At 60.8% G+C, this 26,338-nt stretch carries 26 protein-coding genes; 7 read left to right on the top strand and 19 right to left on the bottom strand.

The window, feature by feature from the left end:
- Positions 1 to 5 precede the first annotated feature (5 nt).
- On the bottom strand, positions 6 to 3,536 hold the full coding sequence (gene dnaE, locus GRAN_RS12700; RefSeq protein WP_128913411.1) for a DNA polymerase III subunit alpha: 3,531 nt from the start codon (positions 3,534 to 3,536) through the stop codon (positions 6 to 8).
- A 63-nt stretch (positions 3,537 to 3,599) separates the two neighbouring features.
- Positions 3,600 to 4,016: a hypothetical protein gene (locus GRAN_RS12695; protein WP_128913410.1), complete on the bottom strand. Its 417-nt coding sequence runs from the start codon at positions 4,014 to 4,016 to the stop codon at positions 3,600 to 3,602.
- Positions 4,017 to 4,197: 181 nt separating this feature from the next.
- Here GRAN_RS12695 and GRAN_RS12690 point away from each other — a divergent pair, with 181 nt between their 5' ends.
- On the top strand, positions 4,198 to 4,572 hold the full coding sequence (locus GRAN_RS12690; protein WP_128913409.1) for a DUF3592 domain-containing protein: 375 nt from the start codon (positions 4,198 to 4,200) through the stop codon (positions 4,570 to 4,572).
- 28 nt (positions 4,573 to 4,600) lie between these two features.
- Positions 4,601 to 5,116, top strand: a complete 516-nt coding sequence (locus tag GRAN_RS12685; RefSeq protein WP_128913408.1) for a Uma2 family endonuclease — start codon at positions 4,601 to 4,603, stop codon at positions 5,114 to 5,116.
- Here GRAN_RS12685 and GRAN_RS12680 read toward each other — a convergent pair.
- A complete protein-coding gene (locus tag GRAN_RS12680) occupies positions 5,113 to 6,150 on the bottom strand; it encodes a M20/M25/M40 family metallo-hydrolase (RefSeq protein WP_128913407.1) in 1,038 nt (345 codons plus the stop codon). The two genes, GRAN_RS12685 and GRAN_RS12680, sit on opposite strands and share 4 nt — an antisense overlap.
- Before the next feature lie 69 nt (positions 6,151 to 6,219).
- On the opposite strand from GRAN_RS12680, the gene GRAN_RS12675 reads away from it, so the two are divergent.
- Positions 6,220 to 6,918 carry an alpha/beta hydrolase gene (locus GRAN_RS12675; RefSeq protein WP_128913406.1) on the top strand — a complete coding sequence of 233 codons (699 nt, stop codon included), beginning with the start codon at positions 6,220 to 6,222 and terminating at the stop codon, positions 6,916 to 6,918.
- Between the two features lie 202 nt (positions 6,919 to 7,120).
- On the opposite strand, the gene GRAN_RS12670 is transcribed toward GRAN_RS12675, so the two are convergent.
- The gene (locus tag GRAN_RS12670; protein ID WP_128913405.1) at positions 7,121 to 7,393 is read right to left on the bottom strand and encodes a DUF4242 domain-containing protein; all 273 of its coding nucleotides are present in this window, start codon (positions 7,391 to 7,393) and stop codon (positions 7,121 to 7,123) included.
- 240 nt (positions 7,394 to 7,633) lie between these two features.
- On the bottom strand, positions 7,634 to 8,467 hold the full coding sequence (locus GRAN_RS12665) for an alpha/beta fold hydrolase (protein WP_241654542.1): 834 nt from the start codon (positions 8,465 to 8,467) through the stop codon (positions 7,634 to 7,636).
- A 122-nt stretch (positions 8,468 to 8,589) separates the two neighbouring features.
- On the opposite strand from GRAN_RS12665, the gene GRAN_RS12660 reads away from it, so the two are divergent.
- On the top strand, positions 8,590 to 9,087 hold the full coding sequence (locus GRAN_RS12660) for a DUF4149 domain-containing protein (RefSeq protein WP_128913404.1): 498 nt from the start codon (positions 8,590 to 8,592) through the stop codon (positions 9,085 to 9,087).
- A 6-nt stretch (positions 9,088 to 9,093) separates the two neighbouring features.
- Here the strand turns inward: GRAN_RS12660 and GRAN_RS12655 are convergent, their stop codons facing one another.
- Positions 9,094 to 10,233: an SIS domain-containing protein gene (locus tag GRAN_RS12655; protein ID WP_128913403.1), complete on the bottom strand. Its 1,140-nt coding sequence runs from the start codon at positions 10,231 to 10,233 to the stop codon at positions 9,094 to 9,096.
- A 166-nt stretch (positions 10,234 to 10,399) separates the two neighbouring features.
- Between GRAN_RS12655 and GRAN_RS12650 the strand changes: the two genes are divergently transcribed.
- Together GRAN_RS12650 and yihA are read left to right on the top strand one after the other, a co-directional pair.
- Positions 10,400 to 11,206, top strand: a complete 807-nt coding sequence (locus GRAN_RS12650; RefSeq protein ID WP_128913402.1) for a hypothetical protein — start codon at positions 10,400 to 10,402, stop codon at positions 11,204 to 11,206.
- 77 nt (positions 11,207 to 11,283) lie between these two features.
- Positions 11,284 to 11,895: a ribosome biogenesis GTP-binding protein YihA/YsxC gene (yihA, locus tag GRAN_RS12645; RefSeq protein WP_128913401.1), complete on the top strand. Its 612-nt coding sequence runs from the start codon at positions 11,284 to 11,286 to the stop codon at positions 11,893 to 11,895.
- Positions 11,896 to 12,142: 247 nt separating this feature from the next.
- Here yihA and GRAN_RS12640 read toward each other — a convergent pair whose 3' ends face one another.
- On the bottom strand, positions 12,143 to 13,483 hold the full coding sequence (locus GRAN_RS12640; RefSeq protein WP_128913400.1) for an inositol-3-phosphate synthase: 1,341 nt from the start codon (positions 13,481 to 13,483) through the stop codon (positions 12,143 to 12,145).
- A 264-nt stretch (positions 13,484 to 13,747) separates the two neighbouring features.
- Here GRAN_RS12640 and GRAN_RS12635 point away from each other — a divergent pair, with 264 nt between their 5' ends.
- A complete protein-coding gene (locus GRAN_RS12635; protein WP_128913399.1) occupies positions 13,748 to 14,506 on the top strand; it encodes a dienelactone hydrolase family protein in 759 nt (252 codons plus the stop codon).
- A gap of 78 nt (positions 14,507 to 14,584) precedes the next feature.
- Here GRAN_RS12635 and GRAN_RS12630 read toward each other — a convergent pair whose 3' ends face one another.
- From GRAN_RS12630 to GRAN_RS12570, 12 genes are all read right to left on the bottom strand, one after another.
- Positions 14,585 to 15,376: a hypothetical protein gene (locus GRAN_RS12630; protein ID WP_128913398.1), complete on the bottom strand. Its 792-nt coding sequence runs from the start codon at positions 15,374 to 15,376 to the stop codon at positions 14,585 to 14,587.
- Positions 15,377 to 15,425: 49 nt separating this feature from the next.
- Positions 15,426 to 16,286: a hypothetical protein gene (locus GRAN_RS12625; protein ID WP_128913397.1), complete on the bottom strand. Its 861-nt coding sequence runs from the start codon at positions 16,284 to 16,286 to the stop codon at positions 15,426 to 15,428.
- 84 nt (positions 16,287 to 16,370) lie between these two features.
- The gene (gene pnp, locus GRAN_RS12620) at positions 16,371 to 18,803 is read right to left on the bottom strand and encodes a polyribonucleotide nucleotidyltransferase (protein ID WP_128913396.1); all 2,433 of its coding nucleotides are present in this window, start codon (positions 18,801 to 18,803) and stop codon (positions 16,371 to 16,373) included.
- A 410-nt stretch (positions 18,804 to 19,213) separates the two neighbouring features.
- Complete coding sequence (gene rpsO / locus GRAN_RS12615; protein ID WP_128913395.1) at positions 19,214 to 19,480, bottom strand: 30S ribosomal protein S15; 267 nt, start codon at positions 19,478 to 19,480, stop codon at positions 19,214 to 19,216.
- A gap of 164 nt (positions 19,481 to 19,644) precedes the next feature.
- Positions 19,645 to 20,334 (bottom strand): dienelactone hydrolase family protein, encoded by a 690-nt coding sequence (locus tag GRAN_RS12610; protein ID WP_128913394.1) that lies wholly within the window; start codon positions 20,332 to 20,334, stop codon positions 19,645 to 19,647.
- Positions 20,335 to 20,395: 61 nt separating this feature from the next.
- Positions 20,396 to 21,631, bottom strand: coding sequence for an endo-1,4-beta-xylanase (locus GRAN_RS12605; RefSeq protein WP_128913393.1), 1,236 nt, complete (start codon positions 21,629 to 21,631; stop codon positions 20,396 to 20,398).
- Positions 21,632 to 21,800: 169 nt separating this feature from the next.
- Positions 21,801 to 22,688 carry a flagellin N-terminal helical domain-containing protein gene (locus GRAN_RS12595; protein WP_128913391.1) on the bottom strand — a complete coding sequence of 296 codons (888 nt, stop codon included), beginning with the start codon at positions 22,686 to 22,688 and terminating at the stop codon, positions 21,801 to 21,803.
- A 20-nt stretch (positions 22,689 to 22,708) separates the two neighbouring features.
- Positions 22,709 to 24,109 carry a flagellar hook-associated protein FlgK gene (flgK, locus tag GRAN_RS12590; protein WP_128913390.1) on the bottom strand — a complete coding sequence of 467 codons (1,401 nt, stop codon included), beginning with the start codon at positions 24,107 to 24,109 and terminating at the stop codon, positions 22,709 to 22,711.
- Positions 24,097 to 24,417, bottom strand: a complete 321-nt coding sequence (locus GRAN_RS12585; RefSeq protein ID WP_128913389.1) for a hypothetical protein — start codon at positions 24,415 to 24,417, stop codon at positions 24,097 to 24,099. The genes flgK and GRAN_RS12585 overlap by 13 nt, the downstream gene beginning before the upstream one ends.
- A gap of 29 nt (positions 24,418 to 24,446) precedes the next feature.
- The gene (flgM, locus tag GRAN_RS12580; protein ID WP_128913388.1) at positions 24,447 to 24,746 is read right to left on the bottom strand and encodes a flagellar biosynthesis anti-sigma factor FlgM; all 300 of its coding nucleotides are present in this window, start codon (positions 24,744 to 24,746) and stop codon (positions 24,447 to 24,449) included.
- 51 nt (positions 24,747 to 24,797) lie between these two features.
- Positions 24,798 to 25,157, bottom strand: a complete 360-nt coding sequence (locus tag GRAN_RS12575) for a hypothetical protein (protein ID WP_128913387.1) — start codon at positions 25,155 to 25,157, stop codon at positions 24,798 to 24,800.
- On the bottom strand, positions 25,154 to 26,326 hold the full coding sequence (locus GRAN_RS12570; protein ID WP_241654541.1) for a flagellar basal body P-ring protein FlgI: 1,173 nt from the start codon (positions 26,324 to 26,326) through the stop codon (positions 25,154 to 25,156). The genes GRAN_RS12575 and GRAN_RS12570 overlap by 4 nt, the downstream gene beginning before the upstream one ends.
- Between the last annotated feature and the right edge of the window lie 12 nt (positions 26,327 to 26,338).

Below are 26,338 nucleotides of genomic sequence, written 5' to 3'. Positions count from 1 at the left end.
CCTCCTTAGTCGATCACCCGCACGCCGCCAGCGCCAACAAGTTCCTCCACCCGATCGATAAACAACCGGTCCGCCGATACCATACAATCCTGCGGCTCAAGCACTGCGCAGAACTCACCCGGCTCTTCCAGGTCCAGCAGAAGCCGTCCCCTGCCTGGGGCTCCAACGAAGATAGCATGCAGCTTATCCAGCATTGACTCATCCTTCGCGTGCAGCGGAATCTTGATTCGCAAAGACTCCGGCAGCTTCAGCTTCACATCCTCGAGCGCCTGGATACTCGACACCGCCAGCTTCGGAGCCGAGTCCTCTTCCCCCCGCAGTACACCACGCACCACCACCGGCACGTCGATCTTCAGTTTCTCCGCCAGCTTCTCGTACGACTGCGGAAACGCAATCAACTCGATCTTCCCAACTGTATCTTCGAGGCAAGCCTGCGCGTACATCTCGCCCGACCGCTTCGACTTCGCCACCTTAAGCCCGGTGATCACACCAGCAATGGCGATCTCGTTCTGCGTGTCGTTTCCACCACCCCGCCGAAACACCTGCGGCTCCGGCTTCATCTCACACGCCGTCGCGGTATCGACAACTTTCATATTGCGTAACTTCTCCCGATACTTATCCATTGGGTGACCCGAAACGAAGAAGCCGAGAACATCCTTCTCGTTCTGCAGACGCGTATGCTCATCCCACTCCGCTGCCGGGGGCAACTCCTGCGCCTTCGTCGCACCGGCAACAGGCAGATCATCGAAGATCCCAAACAAGCCATGCTGCCCCGCAGCCGCATCCTTCTGGGCCTTCTGCGCCTGCTCCATCGCCTTATCGAGAGCCGCCATCACCTGCGCTCGACGGCCAAAGGAGTCCATCGCTCCAGCCTTGATCAGCGACTCCAGCACCCGCTTGTTCAGCAGCCTAAGATCGACCTTCTCGCAGAACTCCCAAAGGCTCGTGAACCCCGACTTACCCTCCGCCTGCAAACCTGCCCTTACCTCGATCACCGACTGAATTGCGTTATGCCCAACGTTCTTGATCGCCGCCAACCCGAACAAAATCGTATCGCCAACAGGAGTAAACGCCGTGGACGAAACCTGCACGTTCGGCGGAGTCACCGAGATATTCATCTCGCGGCACTCCTGGATATACTTCACTACATTCTCCGGCTTCGACGTTTCACTCGTCAGCAACGCAGCCATGAACTCCACCGGAAAATGCGTCTTCAACCAAGCCGTGTGATATGCCAGTAAAGCATAAGCCGCAGAGTGTGACTTATTAAATCCATACCCCGCGAACTGCGCCATCAGATCGAAGATTTTCCCCGCCATGTCCTTCGGGTGCTTCTTCTCCGCGGCACCGGACATGAAGCGATTCCTCTGCTTGTCCATCTCAGCCGGGTCTTTCTTACCCATCGCGCGCCGCAGCAGATCGGCCTCACCAAGCGAATACCCAGCGAGCACGTTCGAGATCTGCATCACCTGTTCCTGATACACGATGACGCCCAGCGTCTCCTTCAGCAGCAACTCAAGATCCGGCAGTAGATACTCGACAGCCCTGCGTCCCCACTTGCGTTCGATGAAGTCATCGATCATACCGCCCTGGATCGGCCCCGGACGATACAGGGCATTCAACGCCGTCAGATCCTCAACCGTAGTCGGCTTATAGCGCCGCAGTACATCCCGCATCCCACCCGATTCAAACTGAAACACACCCGATGTCAGCGCCCGGTGAAACACCTGCTCATACGTCTTCGCATCATCCAGATCGATCGTAGCCAGATCCACATCCAGCCCACGATTGCTCTTGATCAGCTTCAAACAATCATCAATAACAGTCAGCGTGGTAAGCCCAAGAAAGTCCATCTTGAGCAGACCCATCTTCTCGACGGCCTTCATGTCATACGCCGTAACAACAGCCTCGTCCTTCGTCCGCGTAACAGGCACAAGCTCCGTCAAAGGCTGCGGAGCAATCACGACACCTGCCGCATGCACGCCCGCCCCACGCACCAGTCCCTCAAGCCGCAGCGCCGCGTCGATCACTTCCTTTACCCGCGCATCGCTCTCATACGCCTGCGCCAGCGGAGGCGAATCTTTCAACGCCTGGTCGATCGTGATCCCGATCGTCGCCGGAATCATCTTCGCGATGCGGTCGACCTCGCCATACGGCATATCGAGCGCACGGCCGACGTCCTTGATCGCCGCCTTCGCCGCCATCGTATTGAACGTGATGATCTGCGCGACCTGGTCCACCCCATACTTCCGCCGCACATACTCGATCACCTCGCCGCGCCGGTTCATATCGAAGTCGATATCGATATCAGGCATCGACACGCGCTCAGGATTCAGGAACCGCTCGAACAGCAACTCATTCTGCAGCGGATCGACATCCGTGATCTGCATCACATACGCCACCAGCGAACCCGCCGCCGAACCACGCCCCGGACCCACCGGGATACTCTGCTCCCGCGCATACCGTATGAAGTCCCAAACGATCATGAAGTAGCCCGGAAACTTCATGTTCTTGATCACGTCCAACTCGCTATTCAGCCTCGCCTCGTAGTCCGCGATCGTCTTCTTCAGCAACCCCTTGCTCTGCAGGTGAGCGACGGCCGTCTCAAGCCGCATCTTCAAACCCTTGCGGCACACATCCTCGAAATACTCATCGAGCGTCATACCATCCGGGCAATCGAACACCGGAAACGGATCGTCGACCTTCTTCATCTTCAGATTGCAGCGATCGACAAACTGCATCGTCCGCGTGCACACTTCGGGATTCTGCGCAAACGTCCGCAGCATCTCGTCCGCCGTCTTAATGTAGAACTCCTGCGTATCGAACTTGAACCGGTTCGGATCGTTCATCGACCCCGCCGTCTGCACGCATAGCAGGATCTCGTGCGCCCGCGAGTCATCCGCGCCCACGTAATGCGCGTCGTTCGTCGCGATCAGCGGAATCCCCAGCTCCCGCTCCATCTTGAACAACGCATCGCACACCGGCTTATCCGGCTCAAGCCCATGATCCTGTATCTCGAGAAAGTAGTTTCCCTTCCCGAACATGTCCTCATACTGGCCTGCGGCCCTCTTGGCTTCGTCATACTTCCCCGCCATGAGGTGCTGATTCACCTCACCCGCAAGGCACCCCGAAAAGCCAATCAACCCCTCCGTATGCTTCGCCAGAAAGTTCTTCGACACGCGAGGCTTCCGGTAGAACCCATGCAGCGCCGCCTCCGACGTCAGCCGAACCAGGTTCCGGTATCCGGCCTCGTTCTCCGCCAGCACAAGCATGTGGTTGTACTTGTCGCCTTCAGGAGCAGCCCGGTGGTCGTCGTTCTTGCAGATGTAAAGCTCACACCCGAGGATCGGCTTGATCCCCTTCTTTTGCATCGCGTCGAAGAAATGCACGGCCCCAAAAATATTGCCGTGGTCCGTCATCGCAGCCGCCGTCTGCCCGATCTTTTTCAGGTGCCCGGCCAGCTTGTCAACGTCGCATGCTCCATCAAGGAGAGAGTAATCAGTGTGGAGGTGGAGATGGGTAAATTCTGCTGCCATCTCTCCATTCTAGGCTTCCGTCGCTGCTCTTTTCCGTTGAGGAAAACCAGCCCGAAACTCCCCTTACTGCCCGCCGACCAGTAGAAACCGATCCGGCTCAATCCGGCAGTTGCTTCCCTCGGCAGCCTTCCACACCGAACCATCGGCATATGTGACCGATCGCAAATCGATCCAGCTCACCGACCCGAATGACTTCAACGCCAACGGCTTCGTCGCCATTTCACCCTTGCCAAGCGCCAACTGAAAATCCACTGTCCGTGAAATATCCGATCCACCTTTGCCTGAAGGCTCAAGCGGTGCATACCGAACCTGCGCCGTATACCCATGGAAGGAAGCCGCAGCTCCCGCCACCTCGCGCTTCTCCAGATTCCAGAAGTTGAGATGCATCCTCTGCACAACCTCAACCTTCCCATCCGTGACACGCTGCGCCGTCAATCCGCCTTCATAACGAGCCCGCATCCCGATCGGGCAATCACCCAAAACCCCTCCGGCCTGTGCAAACAACTCTCCAGCACGCAAAGAGCAAAAGAGAAAAAGCACCGCGACACGCATCATGGCAGACCTCGAACGTACGAGATAAGTGCCCGTCCAAAATACTACTCGCGCCGTACTCTTTCCAACCACTTGAAGCACCTACACCGGGGGTATTACGATCTCACCCATGCACGGCCTTCCCCTGTTCGAGAGCATTCAGCGCACCCTCCGCGAGTCCAAACGCAGGAAAAAGATCCAACAGGCCACCACCTGGCCGAAAACCACAGCCGAGATCAACCGCTGGTCCGTCAATCCTGTCTCTGATCCCAACGCCTCCTTCTCCAGCAACTATCAGATAGAGGCCGGCTTCCACTTCACCCTAAACGGCGAATACTACGGCGGCTACGCCCACTCCACCCCTACCAGCCACTCCGCCGCCGAACGCGTCGCCACCGGAGCCCCCACCCTCACCATCCGCTACAATCCCACCAACCCCGACGAAACCGCCGTCCTCGCCGAAGACAACCTCAACACCCTCCCCTTCGAAGTCCTCTCCTCCTGACCCATCTGCTAGACTTCAGCCAACAGATATGGCGACCTCGGTTCAAATTCCCATCGCCGAGTACCTCGAGCGGACCTACCGGCCCGACCGCGAGTATATCGACGGCGAAATCGTGGAGCGGAACATGGGAACCTGGGAACACGCTCGCATCCAGATGCTTCTAGGCGGCTGGTTTCTCTCCCACGAATCAGAATGGCAGGTTATGGTCGCCGTCGAGTGGAGAGCCCGCGTATCTTCTACTCGTGTTCGCATCCCAGATGTCACCGTCGTCACATCTGGCCCTCAGCCACCGGTTCTTGTCGACGCCCCTGTCCTCATCATCGAAATCCTCTCCCCAGACGACAGCTACTCTGACACCCAACGCCGAGCCGAAGACTATCGGAAGATGGGAGTCGAGACCATCTGGATCATCGATCCCGATACCCGCACCGGACGCATGTGCATCGGCGCAAGCTGGACTGCGGCCGCCCGCCTCGAAGTCCCCGGAACCCCGATCTTCGTCGATCTCCCGAGCCTCTTCGCCGGCCTTGACCCGAAGCCCTAGCCCTTCACCAGACTAGTAGCCAGATCCACATAAAGCCCCACGCACTCCAGCAACTCCTTCTTGCTGATGCGCTCCTCCGTCGTGTGCGCCACATGGATCGACCCCGGCCCCAGCAGAAACGGCTCTCCCCACCTCGTCAGCGAAGGAATGTCCGTAGCAAATTTCGCGATCATCGTCTCGAGCGAGCCCACCCGACGCATCCGCACAAACGTCAAATCCAGCGAGAACGTCACCTCCGCCCGATCCCCCACAGCCTTCAGAATCGCCCGCTTCACATCCTCCGAGGGCCCCACCGTCCGAATCAGCAGATGCGCCTCCGCCTTATCCGCAATCACGTTCGGCGCCCTTCCCCCATGAATGAGTCCAACGTTCACCGTAGTCGGCCCAATCTCCGGCTCGATCGGCAGGTTGAGCTGTTGCACGTCGTAAAGCGCCGCCAGCAGCTTATCGATCGCCGAATCGCCCAGCTCCGGATAAGCCGAATGCGCCATCCGCCCACTCGCCCGAATCTCCACCCGCAGCGCCCCCTTGGTCGCTAGCGCCAGCCGATTGTCCGTAGGCTCCCCATTGATCAGAAAGCTCGACCCACGCGGATTCAGATTCGCCACCTTCGCCCCACCCGAATCTCGCTCCTCACCGACGACAAACAGCAGCCCAACCTTCACCCCCGCCTGCCGCAACTGGTCCGCAGCCGCCACCTGCGCCGCGATGATTCCCTTGGCATCGCAGGTCCCGCGCCCGTACAGATACTCGTCATCCTCCGTGCACCCAAAGAACGGTGGAACCGTATCCATATGCGTGGACAAAACCAAGTCTGCCGTCACCCCCGGCATCACCGCATAGACGTTGAACCGCTCCCCCGTACCCCCACCCGGCGTCCTCTCCGGATCCGGCTGATCCACGGCCATTCTCTCGACCGCATACCCCTCACCCTCAAGAAACTCGTGTAAAAACGCACCCACGACGCCTTCGTGATAGCTGATGGATTCAATATTGACAAGCTTGCGAGTCAGTTCAATCGGATCTAGGTTCATGCCCGTCCAGAATAACCCGAGCCTGCCCCCGCAAGCGTCCGCAGCCATCGAGCGGTAAACTAACGATTCATGACGCCGCCGACCGACGCCTCCCCTCACATCTCTCACGTCCGCACCGTCGACGACCTCTACGGTCCCGCCGGTCGCCTCGAAGCCGTACTCAACACCGGACGCCCCGACGCCCCCTTCTCCGCCATCGTCTGCCACCCCCACCCCCCGAGCGGCGGAACGATGCACAACAAGGTCGTCTACCACGCCATGAAAGCCTTCGCCTCCTTCGGCCTGCCCGTCCTCCGCTTCAACTTCCGCGGAACCGGCCTCAGTGAAGGCGCCCACGACAATGGCCACGGTGAGCAGAACGACGTCCGCGCCGCCCTCTCCTGGCTCGAACACAACTACAAGCTCCCCATCCTCTTCGCCGGCTTCTCCTTCGGCTCCAACATCGGCCTCCGCGCCTGCTGCGGGGACGTCCGCGTCAAGGGCCTCATCGGCCTCGGACTCCCCGTCCGAGCCGCCGGTCGCGACTACACCTACGGCTTCCTCCCCAAATGCATCGGGCCCAAACTCTTCATCAGCGGCACCGAAGATGAGTTCGGCCCACCCGAGACCATGCAGGAAGTCCTCTCCCACGCCCCCGACCCCAAACACCTCGTCTGGATCGAAGGCGCCGATCACTTCTTCCAGGGCGTCCCCACCTCACCCCGCTCCAAACTCGACCAGATGCAAGCCGAGATGCGCACTTGGCTCTCCACCACCTTCAACCTCTAGCAGCAAGCCAAGACTCCGGGCGCCCCACCTTCGCCGACAGCTCTATCGTCGGCTAAGGTGGGAGCCCATACAGCTGAAGGGTGGATGTCGAACAGCCAACATGGTCGGACTGTGGCTTGGCGGCGTCATGCTTAAGGGCACGGCTTCAGCCGTGCCACCCAGGCCCGAGAAAAAAAAGGGGCTTCAGCCCCTGAGGTATGCCTTACTCAGCCGTAGTCGGGTCAATGATCGTCCGGATCACCTTCACCGAATTCGCCGGAAACCCGCCGATCTTCGCATGCTCCAGAACCGTAGCCTCATCGGGAGCAATGTAGACACAGTAAATCTTGTCATCCGTCACAAACGACTCCACCCACTGCACCTGCGGCCCGATCGTCCGAATCGCCGCACACGAAGTCTTCGACACCGCATTCAACTGATCCGGCGTCAGATCACCCGCACCGGGAATATTCCGCTCAATCAGAAACTTAGGCATAGTCCCTCCAAATCGAAGACCATCCTACCCCACAAACCACGAGCACCCACCAAACCGTGTACCCAAACGTAAACCAGATACCTCACCCAAAGCGGGTGCCCCACCTTCGCCGACAGCATAACCGTCTGCTAAGGTGGGAAGCCCATACCGCCAGATAGCCGGAGCACTTGTCATTGCAAGTTCTACGTCTTCGCTTTGCGTCCCGTTAGTTGCTCTTCATCCCCACACTCAAACAAAGCCCTAAGCCGAAACCGCCCCACTCAACCACCCATGCACCGCCCGGTTGCACTCCTCCGGCATCTCCTCAAACGGAATATGCCCAGCCCCCGGAACCACCACCAACCGCGACCGCTGCAGGATCTCCTGCAAAAACTCTGCCGACCGAAGCCCAACCGCCCGATCCCGATCCCCCCACACCAGAAGCGTAGGCGTCATCGCAATCCGCTCCAACTCCCCCTGCAGAAGCCGCATATCCTCGAACCACGAGCCAACGATCCGCAGGATATGTTCCATCGTCCCCGGAACCCGCAGCCCATCCGTATACCCCTCAAGCGACCCATCCGTCACCCGCAGCGGATCCCCATACATCCGTCGCAGCGAAAGCGCATGCAGCTGCTTCGGCAGATAGGGCACCATCCGAGCCAGCGCCTTGCCCGTACGCGTCTGGTAAAACCGCACCAGGAAATGCCCAAAGTCACAGAACGGATTCGCCGGGGCAAACAGGATCAAGCTCCGCACCCGCTCCGGATGCCGAGCCGCGAACATCATCGCCACCGCCCCGCCATGCGAGTGCCCGGAGATATCCGCCTTATCCAGCCCAAGCGCTTCCATAAAAGCCGCCAGCCGATCCGCCGTAGCCGCCAGGCTCGCATCCAGACCCTTCACCCGCTCCGACCGTCCCATGTTCGTCAGGTCGACCGCGTACACCGTAGCGTCCTCGGCCAATTCCACGATATTCCGTCGCCAGTTCCCCACCGACCCTACCAGGCCATGCACCAGTACAAGCGCCGGCCCCGACCCGGCCTTGCCAAAGTGAACCCGCACCCCGTCCACCACTACAAAATTTTCCGTCAACAACTCCTGCACCGGCCCACACCCATCCGCAAAAAACGGCTCTCTTCTCTAACCTCAATGTTACGGGACTATGAATTCACAGTAAACACCTTTCACTACAACTCCCTGTGTAGTCTTAATGAATGCCGACCGTTCTCCGCGCCCTACGCCTCCTGTCCATCGTCGTATGGGTCGGGGGAATAACCTTCTTCGCCTTCGTCGTCGCCCCCGTCGCCTTCGGAAACCTCCCCAGCCCGCACGAGGCCGGGATCGTCGTCCGCTACACCCTGCTGGCCCTTCACAGTATCGGCATGGTCTGCGGAACTGTCTTTCTCCTCGCCAGCATTCTGCTTCTCCAAGCCAGCCGAAGACCCCGCAATGTCGCGATCCAGGCAGCCCTCATCGCCCTCATGCTCCTGATCACCGCAACGTCCCAATTCGGCATCCTGCCCAGGATGGAACGCGACCGTCTCGCCGCAAACGGCATCATCGAGTCCATCCCGCCCACCGACCCCGCCCGCATCGACTTCGAGCGTCTCCACCCGCTCTCCGAGCGCCTCGAAGGAGCCACCCTCCTCCTCGGCCTCGCCACCATCCTCCTCATGGCCCGCGACGAGCCCATCCCACCCGCCGCAGCCTGAGTCGAACTACTCCGCCAGCACAGCCTTGCTCAGATTCCTCGGCCGATCCACATCGATTCCATGCATCACCGCCGTGAAGTAGGAGAAGAGCTGCAGCGGCACCACCTCCGTAATCGGAAACAGTCCTTCCGGCTCCGCATCCACCTCAACCACGTACCCCACTAGCCCCGGCACAATCGCATCCCCCGTATTCACCAACGCGACGACCCGGGCTCCCTGCCTCTGCATATCCTCGAGCAGCCCCACCGTCTTCTCATATCGCAGCACCGATTCAGCATTCGCCTTATCCACCGTCGCCAGCACCACAAGTGGCACCTCCGCCGACACAAGCGCATTCGGCCCATGCTTCAATTCACCCGTCGGATATCCCTCCGCATGCAGGTAAGAGGACTCCTTCAACTTCAGCGCCCCCTCGCGAGCCATGGCGTAGTGAACCCCACGCCCAAGATAGAGAAACGTCTTCGCATCCCGGAACACCGGCGCAAGCCCATGAACAACCGTCTCCCACTCCGGCAACTGCCGCGCGAGGCTCCCTGGAATCCCCGCCAATGCCTCCAGATGAGCCGTTAGCTCCTCCGCGCTGATCACTCCCCGATGGCTCCCCACGCTCAGCGCCAGCAAAGCAACGACCACAAGCTGTGTCGTAAAGCTCTTCGTCGCCGGAATCGCCAGTTCCTTCCCCGCCAGCGTCGGCAGTGAGAAACCCGCCTCCCGCGACATCGTCGAGTGCGGCACATTCGTCACCGCGATCGTCGGATGCCCACGCCGTGCCGCCTCGCGCAGCGCCGCCAGCGTGTCCGCCGTCTCGCCCGACTGCGACAGCACCATCACCGGGCACGCCGGATCAATCTTCGCACTTGTGCTCCGGCACGCATACTCGCTCGCATACTCCACATCGACCGCAATTCCCGCCAGATCCTCCAGCAGGATCTCCGCCGCAAGCCCCGCATGACGGCTCGAACCGCTCGCCACGATCACCAGGTGAGGCTGCTTGCAGATCAGCTTCGCCGCCTCCGCCATCGACCCGTTCTTGAAGCTCTTGAATCCGGCTTCTAGGTAAAACTCCAGCGTCCGCGTAATGGCGTCCGGCTGCTCATTAATCTCACGCAGCATGCTGTGCGGATAGGTACGGCCTTCGATCGTCATGGTGAGGCTTCTCTCCGAAATCTTCGTTCTGCTGATTGTACAAAGCCTGCAAGAATGAAGTACCTCGGAGCCACCCATACGCATCCATTCGTAAGGGACAGCACGGTTCTGCACCTCAACCGCCCGCGCCATGGGCCAGACAGACTAATTCGATCCGGAGAACGAAATGAATATCGCGCACCCAATCAAGCCCCTCACGATCGGCAGAGTCACCGCGACGGGCCTTCTGGCTCTGGGACTTATAGCCAACGGCTGCAAGAGTGCTCCACCACCGCCGCCCGCAGCGGCTCCCGCTACCCCGCCCGCCACTGCCACCAATGCGCCCCAGCAGGGCACACTGAATCCTGACGGTACCTTCACGCCAAATCCGAACCCGCAGCCTGCGGCGAATGTTCCACCGCCACCACCACCGGCGATGACACCGGCTCCTGCTCCGGCGACTGCAACCGCTCCACCACCCCCGCCAGCTCCCGTATACCGCACTGTTCCCGCCGGCGCGCGCGTCGCCGTCACTGTGACGCAGACTCTAAGCGCCAGCCATAATGAAGTCGGCGACAGCTTCTCAGGAGTCCTAGCCGAGCCCCTCACCGCAACCGGGGGCAAGACGGTCTTCGCCCGTGGCACCGCCGTTCGCGGCACCGTCGTTGCCGCCAAGGGCAAGGGCCGCTTCAAGGGCGCTGGAGCCCTCGGGATCGAACTCACCACGATCGCCGGCGAGCGGGTCTCAACCAGCGAGTATGAGCAGGAGAGCAAGGGCCGCGGCAAGCGGTCTGCTGGTTTCATCGGTGGCGGCGCTGGTCTAGGGGCCATCATCGGAGGCATCGCCGGCGGCGGCAAGGGAGCCCTCATCGGGGGTCTCGCCGGAGGCGGCGGAGGTACTGCCGCAGCCGCCTACACAGGCAACCGGGATGTCGTCATTCCTTCCGAATCCACCGTCACCTTCCGCCTGAACACCCCGCTGAGAGTGCAGTAACCCCAAGCAGTCAAGCAGAAAACAGGGCGCGGCCTCCAAGGGTCGCGCCCTTACTCTTGCCCGCGTAAACTCAAGAGATGCGCCTCACCCCCGTCTTCCTTCTCTCCGCGACCGACCCCAGCCACTTCCCCGCGGAAAGCCGCACCCACAACGCTCCCGAGATCGCCTTCCTCGGCCGCTCCAACGTCGGCAAGTCGTCCCTGATCAACGCTCTCTTGGGTTCGAAAGAGGCCCACACCTCCTCCACTCCCGGCCGCACGCGCGCAATCAACTTCTTCGCTCTCCACGAGGGCTCTGGCGACAAGAAGAAGATCCGTCCCACCCTCATCTTTGCCGACCTCCCCGGCTACGGTTACGCCAAAATCTCCAAATCAATCTCCGCCGAATGGCCCCAGTTCATCGAGCCCTATATCGCCGAGCGCGAGCAGCTCGCCCTCTGCATCTGCCTCGTCGACACTAACATCCCACCACAAGCGAGCGACACCCAACTCATCGACTTCTTCAAGCAGACCCAGCGCCCCTACCTGGTCGTTGGAACCAAGGCCGACCGCCTCTCGAACAACAACCTCAACAAGAGCATCGCCGCCCTCAAGCAAGCCCACGAGATCCCCGAGATCCTCCCCATCTCGGCCAAAACGAATGCCGGAATCCCGCAACTCTGGCAACGCCTCACCTCCCTCGCCGAGTAGCTACCCCGCGCTCAGTTTGACGGCCTCGGAAAAGGGTGCCCCCTCTTCGCCGACAGCTCTATCGTCGGCTAAGGTGGGAACCCCTACCGCCGCCCACGCAGCACTCGCCGTTATTCCACGGCCTCCAAAGGCCTGACCGTACCGCTTACAGGCACGGCTTCCCTGCCAATCATACGAACAAAGGTAAGCGGCTTCAGCTGCTGAGGTACGTTCCACCCCAGCCACCGAAGCCGCCGTCCCAAATGAACTACGCTCCGTAATAATCCAACCCAAGATGAGTAATCAAATCCTCCCCCATAATGTGCCGGAGGGTATTCTTCATCTTCATCGATTGGATAAACAGATCATGCTCGGGATAAACCCCGGGAGCCGAATCCGGAGCCTTGAAATAAAAGCTCAGCCACTCCTGAATCCCCAGCCCACGCAGGCTAGGCGTCCGCGCCGCAAGATCCATGAATAAACAAAGATCCAGCGCCAGCGGTGCCGCAAGGATCGAATCCCGGCAAAGGAAATCCACCTTCAACTGCATGGGATATCCCATCCACCCAAAGATATCGATGTTATCCCAGCCTTCTTTATTATCCCCGCGCGGAGGGTAATAGTTGATCCGAACCTTGTGATACAGATCCTTATACAAATCAGGATGCAGCTCTGGCTGGAAGATTAGATCCAGCACTCCAAGCTTCGACTCCTCTTTCGTCTTGAACGATTCCGGATCATCCAGCACCTCGCCATCGCGGTTACCGAGGATATTCGTCGAGTACCACCCACTTACCCCAAGCATCCGTGTCTTGAATGCCGGGGCAAGCACTGTCTTGATGAACGTCTGCCCCGTCTTGAAGTCCTTCCCGCAGATAGGCGCATTCATCTTCCTCGATAACTCACGGAGCGCCGGAATATCAACCGTCAAGTTAGGCGCCCCATTCGCGAACGGAATCCCTTCCTTCAGCGCAGCCCACGCATACAGCATTGAGGGCGAGATCCCCGGATCGTCCTCAACCATCCCCTTCTCGAAGCCCTCGAGCGTCTGATGCACCGCCGTCTGCTCCAGAAAAATCTCCGTCGAACCGCACCAGATCATCACCTGCCGGTCCGTCTTCGTCTTGAACGCGGCAATGTCGTTGCGAATCTGGTTAGCCAGGTCGCACTTGTTCTTGCCGATCTTTACACTGGTTCCCGTCAAACGCTTCACGTAGTACTGATCGAAGACAGCAGGCATGGGCTCGATGGACTCAAGAAACGGCCGCATCTGCTCCAACTGCTCCTTATCCAGCACCTGAGCCGTCTTCGCCGCGTCATATAAGTTCCCGCCGAAGATATCCCATCCGGTAAACACAATGTCGTTCAGATCGGCAATAGGCACGAACTCCTTGATCAACGGAGAGTTCGCCTCCGTTCTCTTACCGAGCCGTATCGTCCCCATCTGCGAGATAGACCCGATCGGCTTCGCGAATCCTCGACGCACGGCTTCCACCCCGGCAATGAGAGTCGTCGCTACGGCTCCCATCCCGGGGATCATGATTCCTAATTTTCCTGTGGCTGGCTTGATGCTGGCCGCGTCTTGCGTGGCGGCTGCGGGTGTAGACATGCGTGGTGTGACCCTTCATAAAAGCGATAGTCCGGGGTGCGGACGACTCAGTATGAACCGCTTCAACTAACCCATGCAAATCACTCATTTCGTTACCGATAACGTCACCGCTACCCTTCAAAATCAACCGTGCGACTGCCCTTCATTCAAGACTCAAGGCAACCATGCCCCGCTCCCTGCCTCAAACCCTTTGGCCAAGGCGCTATCATCCCACTAGCCTTCCTCAAACCCGGCGAACCCTCCGCCCAATCTCTTAGGAGCATCATGATCATCACGAACGGCGACTACGTCGACCTCGAAACACCGAACGGGCTCATGCGCACCCACATCCTCAAGCCCGCCGCGCCCGGCCGCTATCCCGCCATCCTCCTCTACTCCGAGATCTTCCAGGTCACCGCCCCCATCCGCCGCACGGCAGCCATGCTCGCAGGTCACGGCTTCATCGTCGCCGTCCCAGAGATCTACCACGAGTTCGTCCCCGCCGGAGAGATCTTCCCCTACGACCAGGCCGGCTCCGATCGCGGCAACGCCCTCAAGACGACCAAGACCATTGCCGGCTATGATGCCGACTCCCGCGCCGTCGTCGACCACTTTCTCTCCCGCCCCGACTGCAACGGCAAGATCGGCGTCATGGGCATCTGCATCGGAGGCCATCTCGCCTTCCGCGCCGCCTTCAACCCCGAGGTCCTCGGAACCGTTTGCTTCTACGCCACCGACCTCCACAAGGCCACCCTCGGCGCCGGCATGCACGACGACTCCCTCGTCCGCACCGAAGACATCAAGGGCGAGCTCTTCATGGTCTGGGGCCGCCAGGATCCCCACGTCTCCCTCGAAGGCCGCACCGCCATCCAGGCCCGTCTCAACCAGGCCGGAACCCGCATGAGTTGGATCGAAGTCAACGGAGCCCATGCCTTTCTCCGCGACGAAGGCATCCGCTACGACCCCGACCTCGCCCACAGCATGATGCAACTTGTCTTCAACTTCTTCCACCGCCGCCTGAGCGAGGGCGATCACGCCGTCTGAACCCGAGTCTTCGTTCACCCGGAATGCCTGGGGAGTTCGCCAGCCACAACTCCCCGGGCACCCGCTTCAACCCCCCGATCAGTCCTTCGGCTGTACCGGCTTACGATGATCTACAACGTTGTACCCTTCCGGCGGCGCAAAGAACCGCGCATCCGGCTCCGTCGTACTGATCTCGGTCACGGTAAACGTCTGCTTCCCCAGTCGCGGCGTCTCCACCACCGACGTGAGATTCAGACCAAGCTCCGCCGAGAACCGGAAGTGTCGAATCGTCGACATCGGCTGATCGTTTCCAAGCACTCCCGGATTGATCGTCGTCGTATCCCGATACTCATGGACCGGAACCCCCGCTAACGTCTGCGCTCCCAGGTCCTCATGCGTCCGCGTTCCCTTGCCGTCGGGCAGATCCCCGGACTTGAACCGATTCGGATCCAGCCGAAGCGCCGTATTGTCGTTCAGCGTTTCCACTTCGCACACATGCTGCCGCGGACTGCACTCATAGTAGGTATGCGCAACCGGATCGGCGATCTGAATCCAGCTCATCCGCGATGGAATACCGCTTCCCTTCGGCGAGAGCAGCCAGCGTTCCTGGTAGATACGCCCCGCACCGTCCCGCCGGATCGGTCTAGAGTTCACCACCGTGTACGTTCCGCCGTTACTGATGGGCCTCTGCCATTCGGTCGCCAGCGTCAGGCTGAACGGCGCATGCGCCACGTAGGGAACGAAGATGCTCTCCAGAACCTCCTGCCCACCCCCGTCACCCGAGGCCGACCCTCCATCCTCCTGAGCCCTGGCACCAATCGCCAGAACGAAGAACATGCCAACCGCCGCAGTCAGACCAGCAAGCCGAAACCGAAAGAGCCTCGCGAGCATGAGCCACCTCACGCGAGGAGTGTAAAGCAGCCACGCTGTAAAGCCGAGTTCAAACCAGCCCCAGCCTCACTGGCTCCTCTGCCTCCGCCCTTAGCAGCCACCAGCCTCCCCCCGCCAGCAGCGTCACACCCACACCGGTTCGGAGATCCAACCCCGGCTTCAGCAGGACGTACCCTTCGATCACGGTAAACAGCGGAGCCACCAGGTAACGCGCCGCCACCCGGTAGGGCTCGACCGCCTTCACCAGCCACAGCAGCAAAACCACCTCCGGCAGATCGAACAGCACCCCCCTCGCCATCTCAACGCCAACCGCACCCCACGTCCATTCCCCCCCAGCCGCCACCCCCGCCCCGCCAAGCACAACCCCACTCCCGAGGCACATCACCGCCACGGCCCACCCCGTCTCCACCCCACGCAGCATGCGCGGCAGCACCACGAGACAAGCGCCTGTCACTCCAGCCGCGAGCACGGTCAATCCCAGCCCTTCCCACCCTCTCGGCGACCCCGGCATCTGCGCGGGCACCAGCAGCAGCACACCCGCCACCCCAGCCAGCGCCGGAACCAGCAGCGCCATCCTCCCAACCCCTGTAACCACTACCACCGGAATCAGCGCGAAGACCACAACGCCCGGCACCAACGCACTCATACTCTGTGCCGCGTCGAGCAGAACCAGCGGAACCGCCAGCAACCCCACCCCCACCACACCCCACGGCACTACGCTCGCAAAGCCCCCAGGACCCCGCCTCCGCCGCAGTCCCTGGTACAGCATCGCCAGAAAACCAATCAGGAAAAAATGCAATCCTTGCCCGTTTATAAGCGCAAGCCGGCCCGGAAGCAGATCCACCGTGAACCAGGCCGCCGAAGCCCACAGGCAAAGCAACACGAAGCCGATCCCCTGCCGCCGCGTCACGCCTCACCTCGCGAGCCGGAAACACCCAGGCAAGAAAAAGGGCCATGCGCAAGCATGGCCCTTCGACGTACCGTTTCCCAAAGTCTAGCGATTGCCGCCGCCCTGGGGCTGACCGCCACCCTGCGGCGACCCGCCACCGGAACCACCCGGACGACGACCACCACGGCGGCGACGACGATCTCCACCACCCGGACGACGATCTCCACCAGGTCCACCCGCACCAGCCGGACGAACCGGCGCTCCAGGCGCACCCGCGACGACTGGCTCCGCACGATTGAAGTTCGGCTCATCGCCGCCATCCTCGTCATCGCCTTCAAAGTCATCGTCACCGTCCGCGTCGCCCTCGGCAGCCATATCCTTCGGCTCAGGACGCTCGACCGGCGCGCCATACGCCGAGTCCTGCGGAACCTCAGGCAGACCAAGCTTCGCCCTCTGCTCACGCAGCACAGCCTTACGCGAAAGCTTGATGCGGTTCCCTTCGATCGACAGCACCTTCACCAGGATCTGATCGCCCTCACGAAGCTCGTCCTTCACTTCCTTCACGCGATGCTCCGCGATCTCGGAAACGTGCAGCAAGCCATCCGTTCCCGGGAAGATCTCGACGAACGCGCCGAACTCGGCAATGCGAACTACCTTGCCCAGGTAGATCTTGCCGATCTCCGGAACCGCCGTGATATCGCTGATCATCTGGATCGCCTTCGCCAGACCATCGGCGTCGCTCGAAGCCACGTTGACCCGGCCCGTATCGTCCACGTCGATCTTTACACCGGTCGCATCGATGATTCCACGAATCACCTTGCCGCCCGGTCCGATCAGATCGCGGATCTTGTCCGTAGGAATCTGGATCGTATGGATCCGGGGAGCGAACTGCGACTTCTCTGCGCTTGCACCCGAGATCGTCGCGTCCATCGTGTCGAGCAGCGAAAGCCGCCCGACACGCGCCTGCTCCAGCGCCTCCCGCATGATCTGCGGCGTGATGCCCATGATCTTGATGTCCATCTGCAGCGCGGTAATTCCCTTGCGGGTTCCCGCAACCTTGAAGTCCATATCGCCGTAGTGATCTTCCGCACCCGCGATGTCGGTCAGGATGGCGTACTTGTCGCCGTCCTTCACCAGGCCCATCGCCACTCCAGCAACCGCGCCCTTGAGCGGGATACCAGCCTGCATCAGCGAGAGCGAAGCGCCGCATACCGTTGCCATCGACGACGAACCATTCGACTCAAGAATGTCCGACACCACGCGCAGCGTGTACGGCGACTCATCTTCAGCCGGCAGCACAGCCTCGATCGCACGCGACGCCAGCGCGCCATGGCCGATCTCGCGACGGCCAACACCCGTCATACGCCCAACCTCACCCACCGAGAACGGAGGGAAGTTGTAGTGCAGCATGAAGCGACGCTTCTGCTCACCCTCGTAGCTCTCGAGCCGTTGCGCGTCGTCCGTCGTACCAAGCGTTGCGCTCACAAGTGCCTGCGTCTCGCCACGCGTAAATAGAGCCGAGCCGTGCACACGGGGAAGCACGCCGACTTCAACCGTCACCGCACGAATCTGGTCGAACGCACGATGATCCGGCCGAATCCGCTGATCCAGAACCTGCTCGCGGAAAATGTTCTCGCGCAGAAGTTCGTAGTACTTGCTCAGCTTCTTGCCAGCCGAAGGATCGCCTTCTGGAAGATCCTTCTTCAGCTCGTCCTTGATCTCCTTCACCAGCGCATAGCTCTCGAACTTCGGATGCTTCTGCGTATCCAGCGCATCCTTCAGACGATCACCAACCTTCGCGGTCAGCGCATTCAGATAGTCGAAGTCCGTCTCCACAGCGGAGACCGTCTTCTTCGCCTTACCGGCGCGGCTGACCAGATCCTCGATGCCTGCGCAGATCTTCTTGATCTCCTCATGCGCAAACTCGATCGCGTCGACCACGCGGCTCTCTTCGATCTCCTTCGCACCCGACTCGATCATCACGATGCCGTCCTTCGTACCGACAACCATGATGTTCAGCGCGCTCTTTGCCCGTTCCGCGTACGTCGGGTTCACCACGAACTCGCCGTCGAGGATGCCAATGCGCACCGCGCCCACAGGACCGTGAAACGGGATGTCGCTCAACGCCAGTGCGCAGCTCGCGCCGTTGATGCCAAGCACGTCCGGATCGTTTTCCTTGTCAGCCGAGTACACAAATGCAACTACCTGTGTCTCGTTCCGAAAAGCCTCGGGGAACAGAGGACGAATCGGGCGATCGATCTGACGGCTCGTCAGGATCTCCTTCTCGCTCGGGCGTCCTTCACGCTTGATGAACCCACCCGGGATGCGTCCACCGGCATAGGTGAACTCGCGGTACTCAACGGTGAGGGGGAAAAAGTCGATGCCTTCCTTCGGGTCCGGCGAAGAGGTCGCCGTTGCCAGCACGGCGTTATCGCCGCTTGTCGTGAAGGCTGCGCCGGGGGCCTGCTTGGCCATACGCCCGGTCTCAAATTTGATCTGCTTGCCGCCGGCAAGCTCTACGGTTACGTCCTGCTTCATCGTTTGCCTCTTCTCTTTTTTCTTCGCTTTGGGATCTTTGGTAGCCCGTCGCTCGTGCGCCCAGTGGCGCGTTACCGAACGCAGCAAAGCGCAACCCGGCTTTGGCGGCTCATCGAGACAATCCGCGTGCGGGTAGCGCTTTTCAAGGCTGGTTGTGGAGCGCGTGAGCCGGAAACGGCGTACGCGGCGAGCGGGCGGGGAGGGAAAACACCATCCAGACCCGCCATCATCAGCAGCTCCAACGACAGGATCTGGTCAGATCCCGTACGGGGCAGTTGGCCGAAGGATGGCGGGTACGACGTGCTTCCATGTAGGGCTGGTCTTCCTGGGCTGCTCTTCCTAGGCTTTTTTCCAAGGTAGGATCGGGTGACCGAAGTTTTATGGTGAACCGGCCCGGCCGGCCCACCAAACTACTTGCGGATACCGAGCTTGCCGATGACGTCGCGGTAACGGTCCGAGTCGCACTTCTTCAGATAGTCCAGCAGGCGGCGACGCTTGCTGACCAGCATCAGGAGTCCACGGCGCGAGCCATGGTCCTTCTTGTGCGTCTTGAAATGTTCCGTCAACTCGCCGATGCGCTCGCTCAAAATAGCGATCTGCACCTCGGGGCTCCCGGTGTCGGAGTCATGGGTACGGAACTTTGCAATAATGTCTGTCTTCTTTACGGGTGCCAACACAGCAGTTTCTACTCCTGATCTTCTAGTCCACTTCACATAGTGTCTAACGTAACGATAGCACCGCTTGGAAAGCAGAGCAATTGCACGCCCCGACGTTCGGCCTCATTCGGGAAGCCGTCGCGTCTGTCGAACAGAACCCCGGCCTAAACAGCCGGATCCACATTCTAGGAGATATGCGTCTTGAGAAACTCCAAAGTACGAGCGCGCGCAGTCCGCGCGGCCCCTTCATTATAACTCGGAGGATGGACATCGCGGTTGAAAGCGTGCCCCGCACCCTCGTAAATATAAATCTCGACATCCGGATGGGCCTCGCGCACAGCGTCGATCTGATCCTGCCCGATATGCGTATCCTCCGCTCCGAAATGCAGCATCACCGGGCAGCTCGGCTGCTCCTTCGCGACCTTGCCAATGCCACCCGCGTAGTAACCAACCACGCAGTCCGGCTTCATCCCGTATTGTTCGCCACGCGTCGCCGTCAGCCAGCTCAGAAAGCCGCCATAGCAGAAACCAACCACGCCGATTCCCTTCCCCGCCTTCTGCACAAACTCATACGCTGCGGCGATATCCTGAAGCTCCAGCTTCGGATCGAGCTTCGCGTATAGCTCGAACGCCTTCTTCTGATCCTCGCCCTCGTACTTCAGTTCAAGTCCACGTTCATAGCGATCGAAGAGCGCCGGCGCAATCACCAGAAAGCCGTCCTTCGCATATCCATCCACCACCGACCGCACATACGCGTTGATCCCGAAGATCTCCTGCAGCACGATGACCGCGCCCGTGGGCGGCTCCGAAGGAGTAGCCACATACGCGCTCAACTCGTGCCCATCCGCCGCAGTCAGCTTTGTCCAATCACCCATTGTGTATCGATTCCCTTCACGTCGCGACGCATCGCGACTGCTTCATCATAAGGCAAGCACATCACCCACGCGCTCCGGCCTTCGGCCTGCGATCGATAGCATCAATCGTCGCGTCGAACGCCTCTTTCCCCCGGTAGTCCACATCGAACGGGAGAGCCCGCTCGGAGAGCTGATCCTTCCGCGACCCCTCATGATTCAGCCACGTATACCGGTCCGTGATCCCCCACGTCAGCACCGCCGTCACCGCCGGATCAGCCAGCACAAGATCCAGATAACGCCCATACACCCCAGCCACAGCCTTGTCCCTCACCGCGACATCAGCAGGCAGAGCGCGATCATTCACATCCATCTCGGTAAGAAACACTTGCAGATCAAGTTCCCGCATATCCTTCAGAAACCCTCTCAGCCCCGGTCCATAGGAAGCATCGCCCGCCGACAGATGCGACTGCACACCCATCGCATCGACCGGCACGTTCCGAGCTTTCAACCTCCGCAGCAGCATCAAGACAGCCCGCCGCTTCCTGTAAGAAGCCTCATCCTCCCCCTCAATCCCATACTCGTTGTACGTCAGCAAAGCCTGCGGGTCAGCCGCCCGCGCAGCACGAAACGCGACCTCGATGTAGTCGTCCCCCACAAGCGAGAGCCACGGCGAAACCCGCATCCCATCCGCACGCCCATCCTTCACTTCGATGGCCTCATTCACCACATCCCACGAGTGCATCCGGCCCGCATACCGCCCCGCAACCCGCTCGATATGCTCCACGAAGACCCCCTTCGCCTGTGCTCCCGGAGACAGTCTCATCACCCACTCCGGAACATAGCGATGCCAGCACAGGTTATGCCCACGCACCTTGATGCGATGCCCTTCAGCAAACGCCACGAGAGAATCGGCCTGTTCAAAGTCATAGGTGTCCCGCGCCGGATGCAACGCCCCCCACTTCATCGCATTCTCGGCCACGACGATGCTCGCCTGCTCCGCCACCAGGGCCGCATACGCCGTGTCTGCCCGCAGCGCCCTCGTATCCACCGCACACCCGACAAGCAGGCCATGCGCCGCACCGGCCGCCTTCAAAGAGCTCGTCACCGAGCTCACAACCGGGACCCCGCCACCCCGCACCGCGCGATGCCCACACCCCACGAACGGCAGCACCCCGGCACCCGCAGACCAACGCAGAAAACGGCGCCTCGAAATCAGCGCCGCCTCCCCATCTGTCTGTCGGTGAACTAGTTCCTGCCCGATGCCGCGTACTCCTGAATCTCGCTTGTCCATCGCAGAAAGTGTAGCAACTGCCTCCATTCCGTGCGGAACAGCCCCCAGAAGTCACCAAGCGTCACCGTCTCCGCACGCTTGCCCGTATACGTCTCGAAACGCCATCGCAGATACGCACTTCGCCATGGCCGAAGCCTGTTGCCACGCGTCGCGAACCAGAGAAATCGGAGAGATCGAAGCATGCCCAAGTATAGCCCTACAGGTAATCGAACAAGCTGCCCTTGCTCAACGTTGCAATGACACTCAACAGCGCGTCATGCTGCGTCTCATCAGTCTTCAAATCCGTAGCCACTGAAGCTGGATCCGCCGCAACCAGCGCACTCTGCTGCGCTGTCAAACCAGCCACCTGAGTCTGCACATAGGTACTGGTCTGCTGCAGCCGGGCCAGCGAACTCCCCAACACGCTTCGCTGCTGCGTCACGTTCGCCAACGCCGCCCCCAGAGCCGCACTATCCGCCGCACTCGTCGACGAAGCAGGCGTCGCGGAAAGATCCGCAATCACCGAGCTCAACGCGGCGAACACATCCTGCCCTGAAGCCTGGAACACGCTCGACCCCGCAAGGTTCGTCACCAGCGACTGCCCGCTCGGAGTCAAAACCGTCTGCTGCACAGAATCCCCCGCGTACGTCGCCGTACCGGATGCATCGAGCGTAAACGGCTGCGTCGATCCCTGACTCCCGCCAAACACATACTGTCCCAGGTAGCTCGTGTTCGCCAGAGAAAGGATCTGTGTCTGAAGCCCCTTCAACTGCTCGACCACCGCCTGCTGTTGCGCGGAATCCAGCGTTCCAGTCGCTCCTTCGGTCGCAAGCGAAATCGCCGAGGTCAACTGTGTCACCACCTCGCCCAGAGCCGAGTCGGTCACCTGTAGCAGCCCTTGCTCCTGCGTCGCCGTCTGCACAAACGTGTCGTCGTTCGTGATCGTTGTACTCAGCTTCAGGCTCGCCGCCGCGGCCGCCGGATCATCCCCCAGAGAGTTCACTCGCAGTCCGCTCGCAAGCTCATTTGTCAGGTTGGCCAGAGCTCCGTTCGATTGCGAGATGGTGGACGCCAGGTTCGAGATGTAATTCGGATCAACGCGCATGCAAACTCCTCAAAGCTCTCTTAGACCGCGGTCTCCGTACCAAGATTGATTGCCGCTTCGATGATCGTGTCGACAATTTGAAACAGCTTCGAAGCCGCCTGGTACGAACGCTGATACTTCGTCAGGTCCGCGGCCTCATCGTCCAGCGAAACCCCCGAAAGCGAATCCCTCTGCGTCGTCAGTTGCGCCAGCGTCGCCTGCTGCGCCGTCTGGTCCGTCGTCGCACCCGCCACCGCACTCCCAAGCGTCCCAAGCACACCCGTCAGATAACTCGACGCGCTCTCTCCACCAAGAAGCGACGCCGTCCCCAGAGCCGCCAGCGCATTTGCGTTCGTATTCCCCGCGCTTCCCTCGCCCGTTCCCGCCGCCGCGATCTTCGAAGGATCGGTCGTCGTCACCGCAATAGAACTAGCCGCCCCGCTCGACGTCGCATTCAGTGCAAACAGCGCACCCCCCGCCGCTCCATTCCCATCGAGCCCCGCCGCATTCTGTGTATTCACAGAGGTCCCAATGGCGTAGGCAAGTTGATCGAGCGACGAGGTCAACGAAGGAATCTCGTTCTGTTGCGCCGCAAGAATGCCTCCAAGCTGCCCGCCTGTAATCTGCCCCGAGATATCGACTGTGCTGACCCCATCCGTAATCTGTGTCTTCCCCGCAACCGACGACCCCTTCAGCGCGAATGACTGCGCCCCCGCCACAAGCACCGCACCGCTGCTCGTCGAAAGCGTCAGCCCATTATTTTCCGTCGTCACCTGGTCGAGCCCGATGTACTGCGACAACTGCGCCACCGCTGCCTGTCTCTGATCCTCAAGCGTTCCCGCATCCGCATCCGGAGAGACCCGCGCAATCTGTTGGTTCAGCGAGGCGATCGTCGCCGTCAGCCCGTTGATCGCGCTCACAGTGGATATCGCCGTCTGCGTCAGCCCGGAGTTCACCGAAGCAATCTGCCCAGACGCCGACTGAAACGCCGACGCAAGCGTCCCAGCAGCAGTTAGAACCGTCTGCCTCACCGTGCTGCTTGCAGGCGAAGCGGCAAGCGAGCTGAACGAGCTGTAAAGCCCATCGATCGCGCTGCTGAGGTCAGTCGTGGTTCCGGACGCAGACGTTGCGCTCAAACCAAACACACCCTGAAGCTGATTCAACGCGGACTGCAGCGCCGTCGACTGCGACGAAACCTGCGTCTGCTGCTGCACCCTCTGTTCCAGCACCCGATCCCGCTGCGATACCGGCGAGCTGGTGCTCACTCCAACCCCGACCGACGCCCCACCGATCTGCACCACATCCGACGACCAGTTCAGCGTCTCCCGCGTGTAACCCACGACATTCTGATTCGCCACGTTACTGCCCGTGACATCGAGCGCCGCCTGGTTCGCCTGCAGCGCGCTCTTCGATAGATCCACCAGGGAACTTAGCGTACCCATACGTCTCCTCCGTAAGCTCCGCGGCTATGCAGCCGTTCCAGGACCCTCAGATTCCTGCCCGTGTTCTCCAGCAGGATCCCAAGCACCTGCTTCCTCGACCAAAGCCCAGACAACTCGCCGCCCCCCGCCGCCACACCTGACACGAGGGTACGAAAGTCGGTGGTTCCGAGAGTCTCGTTGACACGCCGTTCAATCTGTTCGAGCCGGTCTCCATCGAGCGCCGTCAACGCGGCGATCGCATCCTCGAGGTCGACCAGAAGACCTCCTGCCGCCGTCATCGCCTGCGTCCTCGCCATCTCTACGCTCATCACCGCTCCTCACTCACCCGGCCCACCACTTAGTTCAAAAGCGAATGAAGCACCTTGCCCGCAACCTCCGACGACGACACGTGATATGTCCCCGCGGCAATCGCCGCCTGCAACGGCGCAATCTTCTCCGACCGCACATCCGACCCACTGATCGCCAGGCTCACCAGGCTGCTCGCTGTGCTCAGCCTCGCCTTATCGGAGGCGACCACGCCGTTGATCCGGGCCGCCGTCTCCACCCCTGTGTTTGCGTTTTTGGCTTCGCTCGGCGTGCTCGTGACCGCCGTGCTGATAAAGTGCTGCAGATTATTCAGTCCATTTGTGTAGCTCATCGTTTCCGTCTCCTCCGTCTACTTGCTTGATCGGCGGAGGAGCCTGCAACTTTAGTGGTGATTAGCTTTTTCTAATGAACGTTGGGCGTGCTCGAGACTCACCTTCGCAACAATCTGCCGCGCGATCCCCACCCCACCTGCCTTCGCGATCGCCCCCGCCAGCGCCTCGGTCCCATAGCTCGACAGCGTGTCGCTCCCAGCGCTCATCTCCCCGCCCTTATCGCCTCCGCCATCGCTATCGTCGTCACCATCCGCGCCCTTTCGCATGGGCTTCAGCATCTCCTGCAGAAACATCGCCTCAAACTCCTGCGCCGCGCCCTCCAGCTTGTGCTGCTGGATCGCCTGCGCCTCGGCATCCGGACTCTTGATCACGCTCGCCTGCGCCGCCCCTGATCCCAATATTCCGTTCATAGGACCTCAATCTCCGCTTCGAGCGAACCCGCAGCCTTCATCGCCTGCAGAATCGAAATCACATCACGTGCCGAAGCCCCAATCGTCTGCAGACTTCGCACCAGGTCATCCACCGTCGCGCCCTGCTTCAACTCAATCCGGCTCACCGGCTTATCCCGCGCCTCCACCCGCGTCTGCTGAACCGTCTGCGTCGTCCCCGACGAGAACGGCCCCGGCTGCGAGACCTGGAACTCGCTCACCACGTTCACCGCAAGTCCCCCATGCAGGATCGATACCGGCAGCAGCACCACCGTCCCGCCGATCACCACCGTTCCTGTTCGCTCGTTCACCACCACCTTGGCCCTCGGATAGAACGGCACCTCGATCGCCTCCACCCGCGCCAGGAGCAGCGGAATCTCCTCTCCCGCAGCGACCGAAAGCGAAACCCTCCGGCTATCGACCGCGTGGGCCGCCGGACGTCCTAACTCCGTGTTGATCGCCTTCGCCATCGCCTCCGCGCTGCGAAAGTCCGCGTCGTTCAGCAGAATAGAGAACTTGTCCATGCCCGCAATCTCACTCGGCAACGCCCGCTCCACCATCGCCCCGTACGGTATCCGCGCCGTCGTAGGATGATTGAACTGCTTCGTGTTCCCGTTCGCGCTCACCGAATACCCACCCACCACCAGGGGCCCCTGCGCCTGCGCATAGATCTTTCCATCCGCCCCATACAGCGGTGTCATCAGCAGAAGCCCACCCTCGAGGCTGTGCGCATCGCCAGCCGATGAGGCCGTAATATCCAGCTTCGTCCCCGGCCGCGCAAATGGAGGAAGCGTCGCCGCTACAAACACCGCTGCCAGATTCTGCACCCGGATTGAAGTCGCCGGAACGCTCACCCCCATCCGCAGAAGCATCGCCACCAGCGTCTGCGTCGGAAACGTCGTCTGCTGGCTGTCTCCCGTCCCGTTCAAGCCGACCACAAGCCCATAGCCCACAAGCTGGTTGTCGCGTATCCCTTCAACCGAAGAGATGTCCTTGATCCTCGCCTGCCGCACAGGCGAAGCCGGAGTATCGGAGCCAAACGCAACCGCCGCGCCAAGCAGAAGAATCGCGATGGTCAAACGTCCCGCCATACCCAGCACAAGACGCCGCTGTGAAACAGGATGATACGGATTGGAGCGGAGCACCGGCATGGGGGACCTTTG

This window comes from Granulicella sibirica (assembly GCF_004115155.1).
Classification (GTDB): Bacteria; Acidobacteriota; Terriglobia; order Terriglobales; family Acidobacteriaceae; genus Edaphobacter; species Edaphobacter sibiricus.
This window is presented reverse-complemented; position numbering and strand designations above follow the sequence as displayed.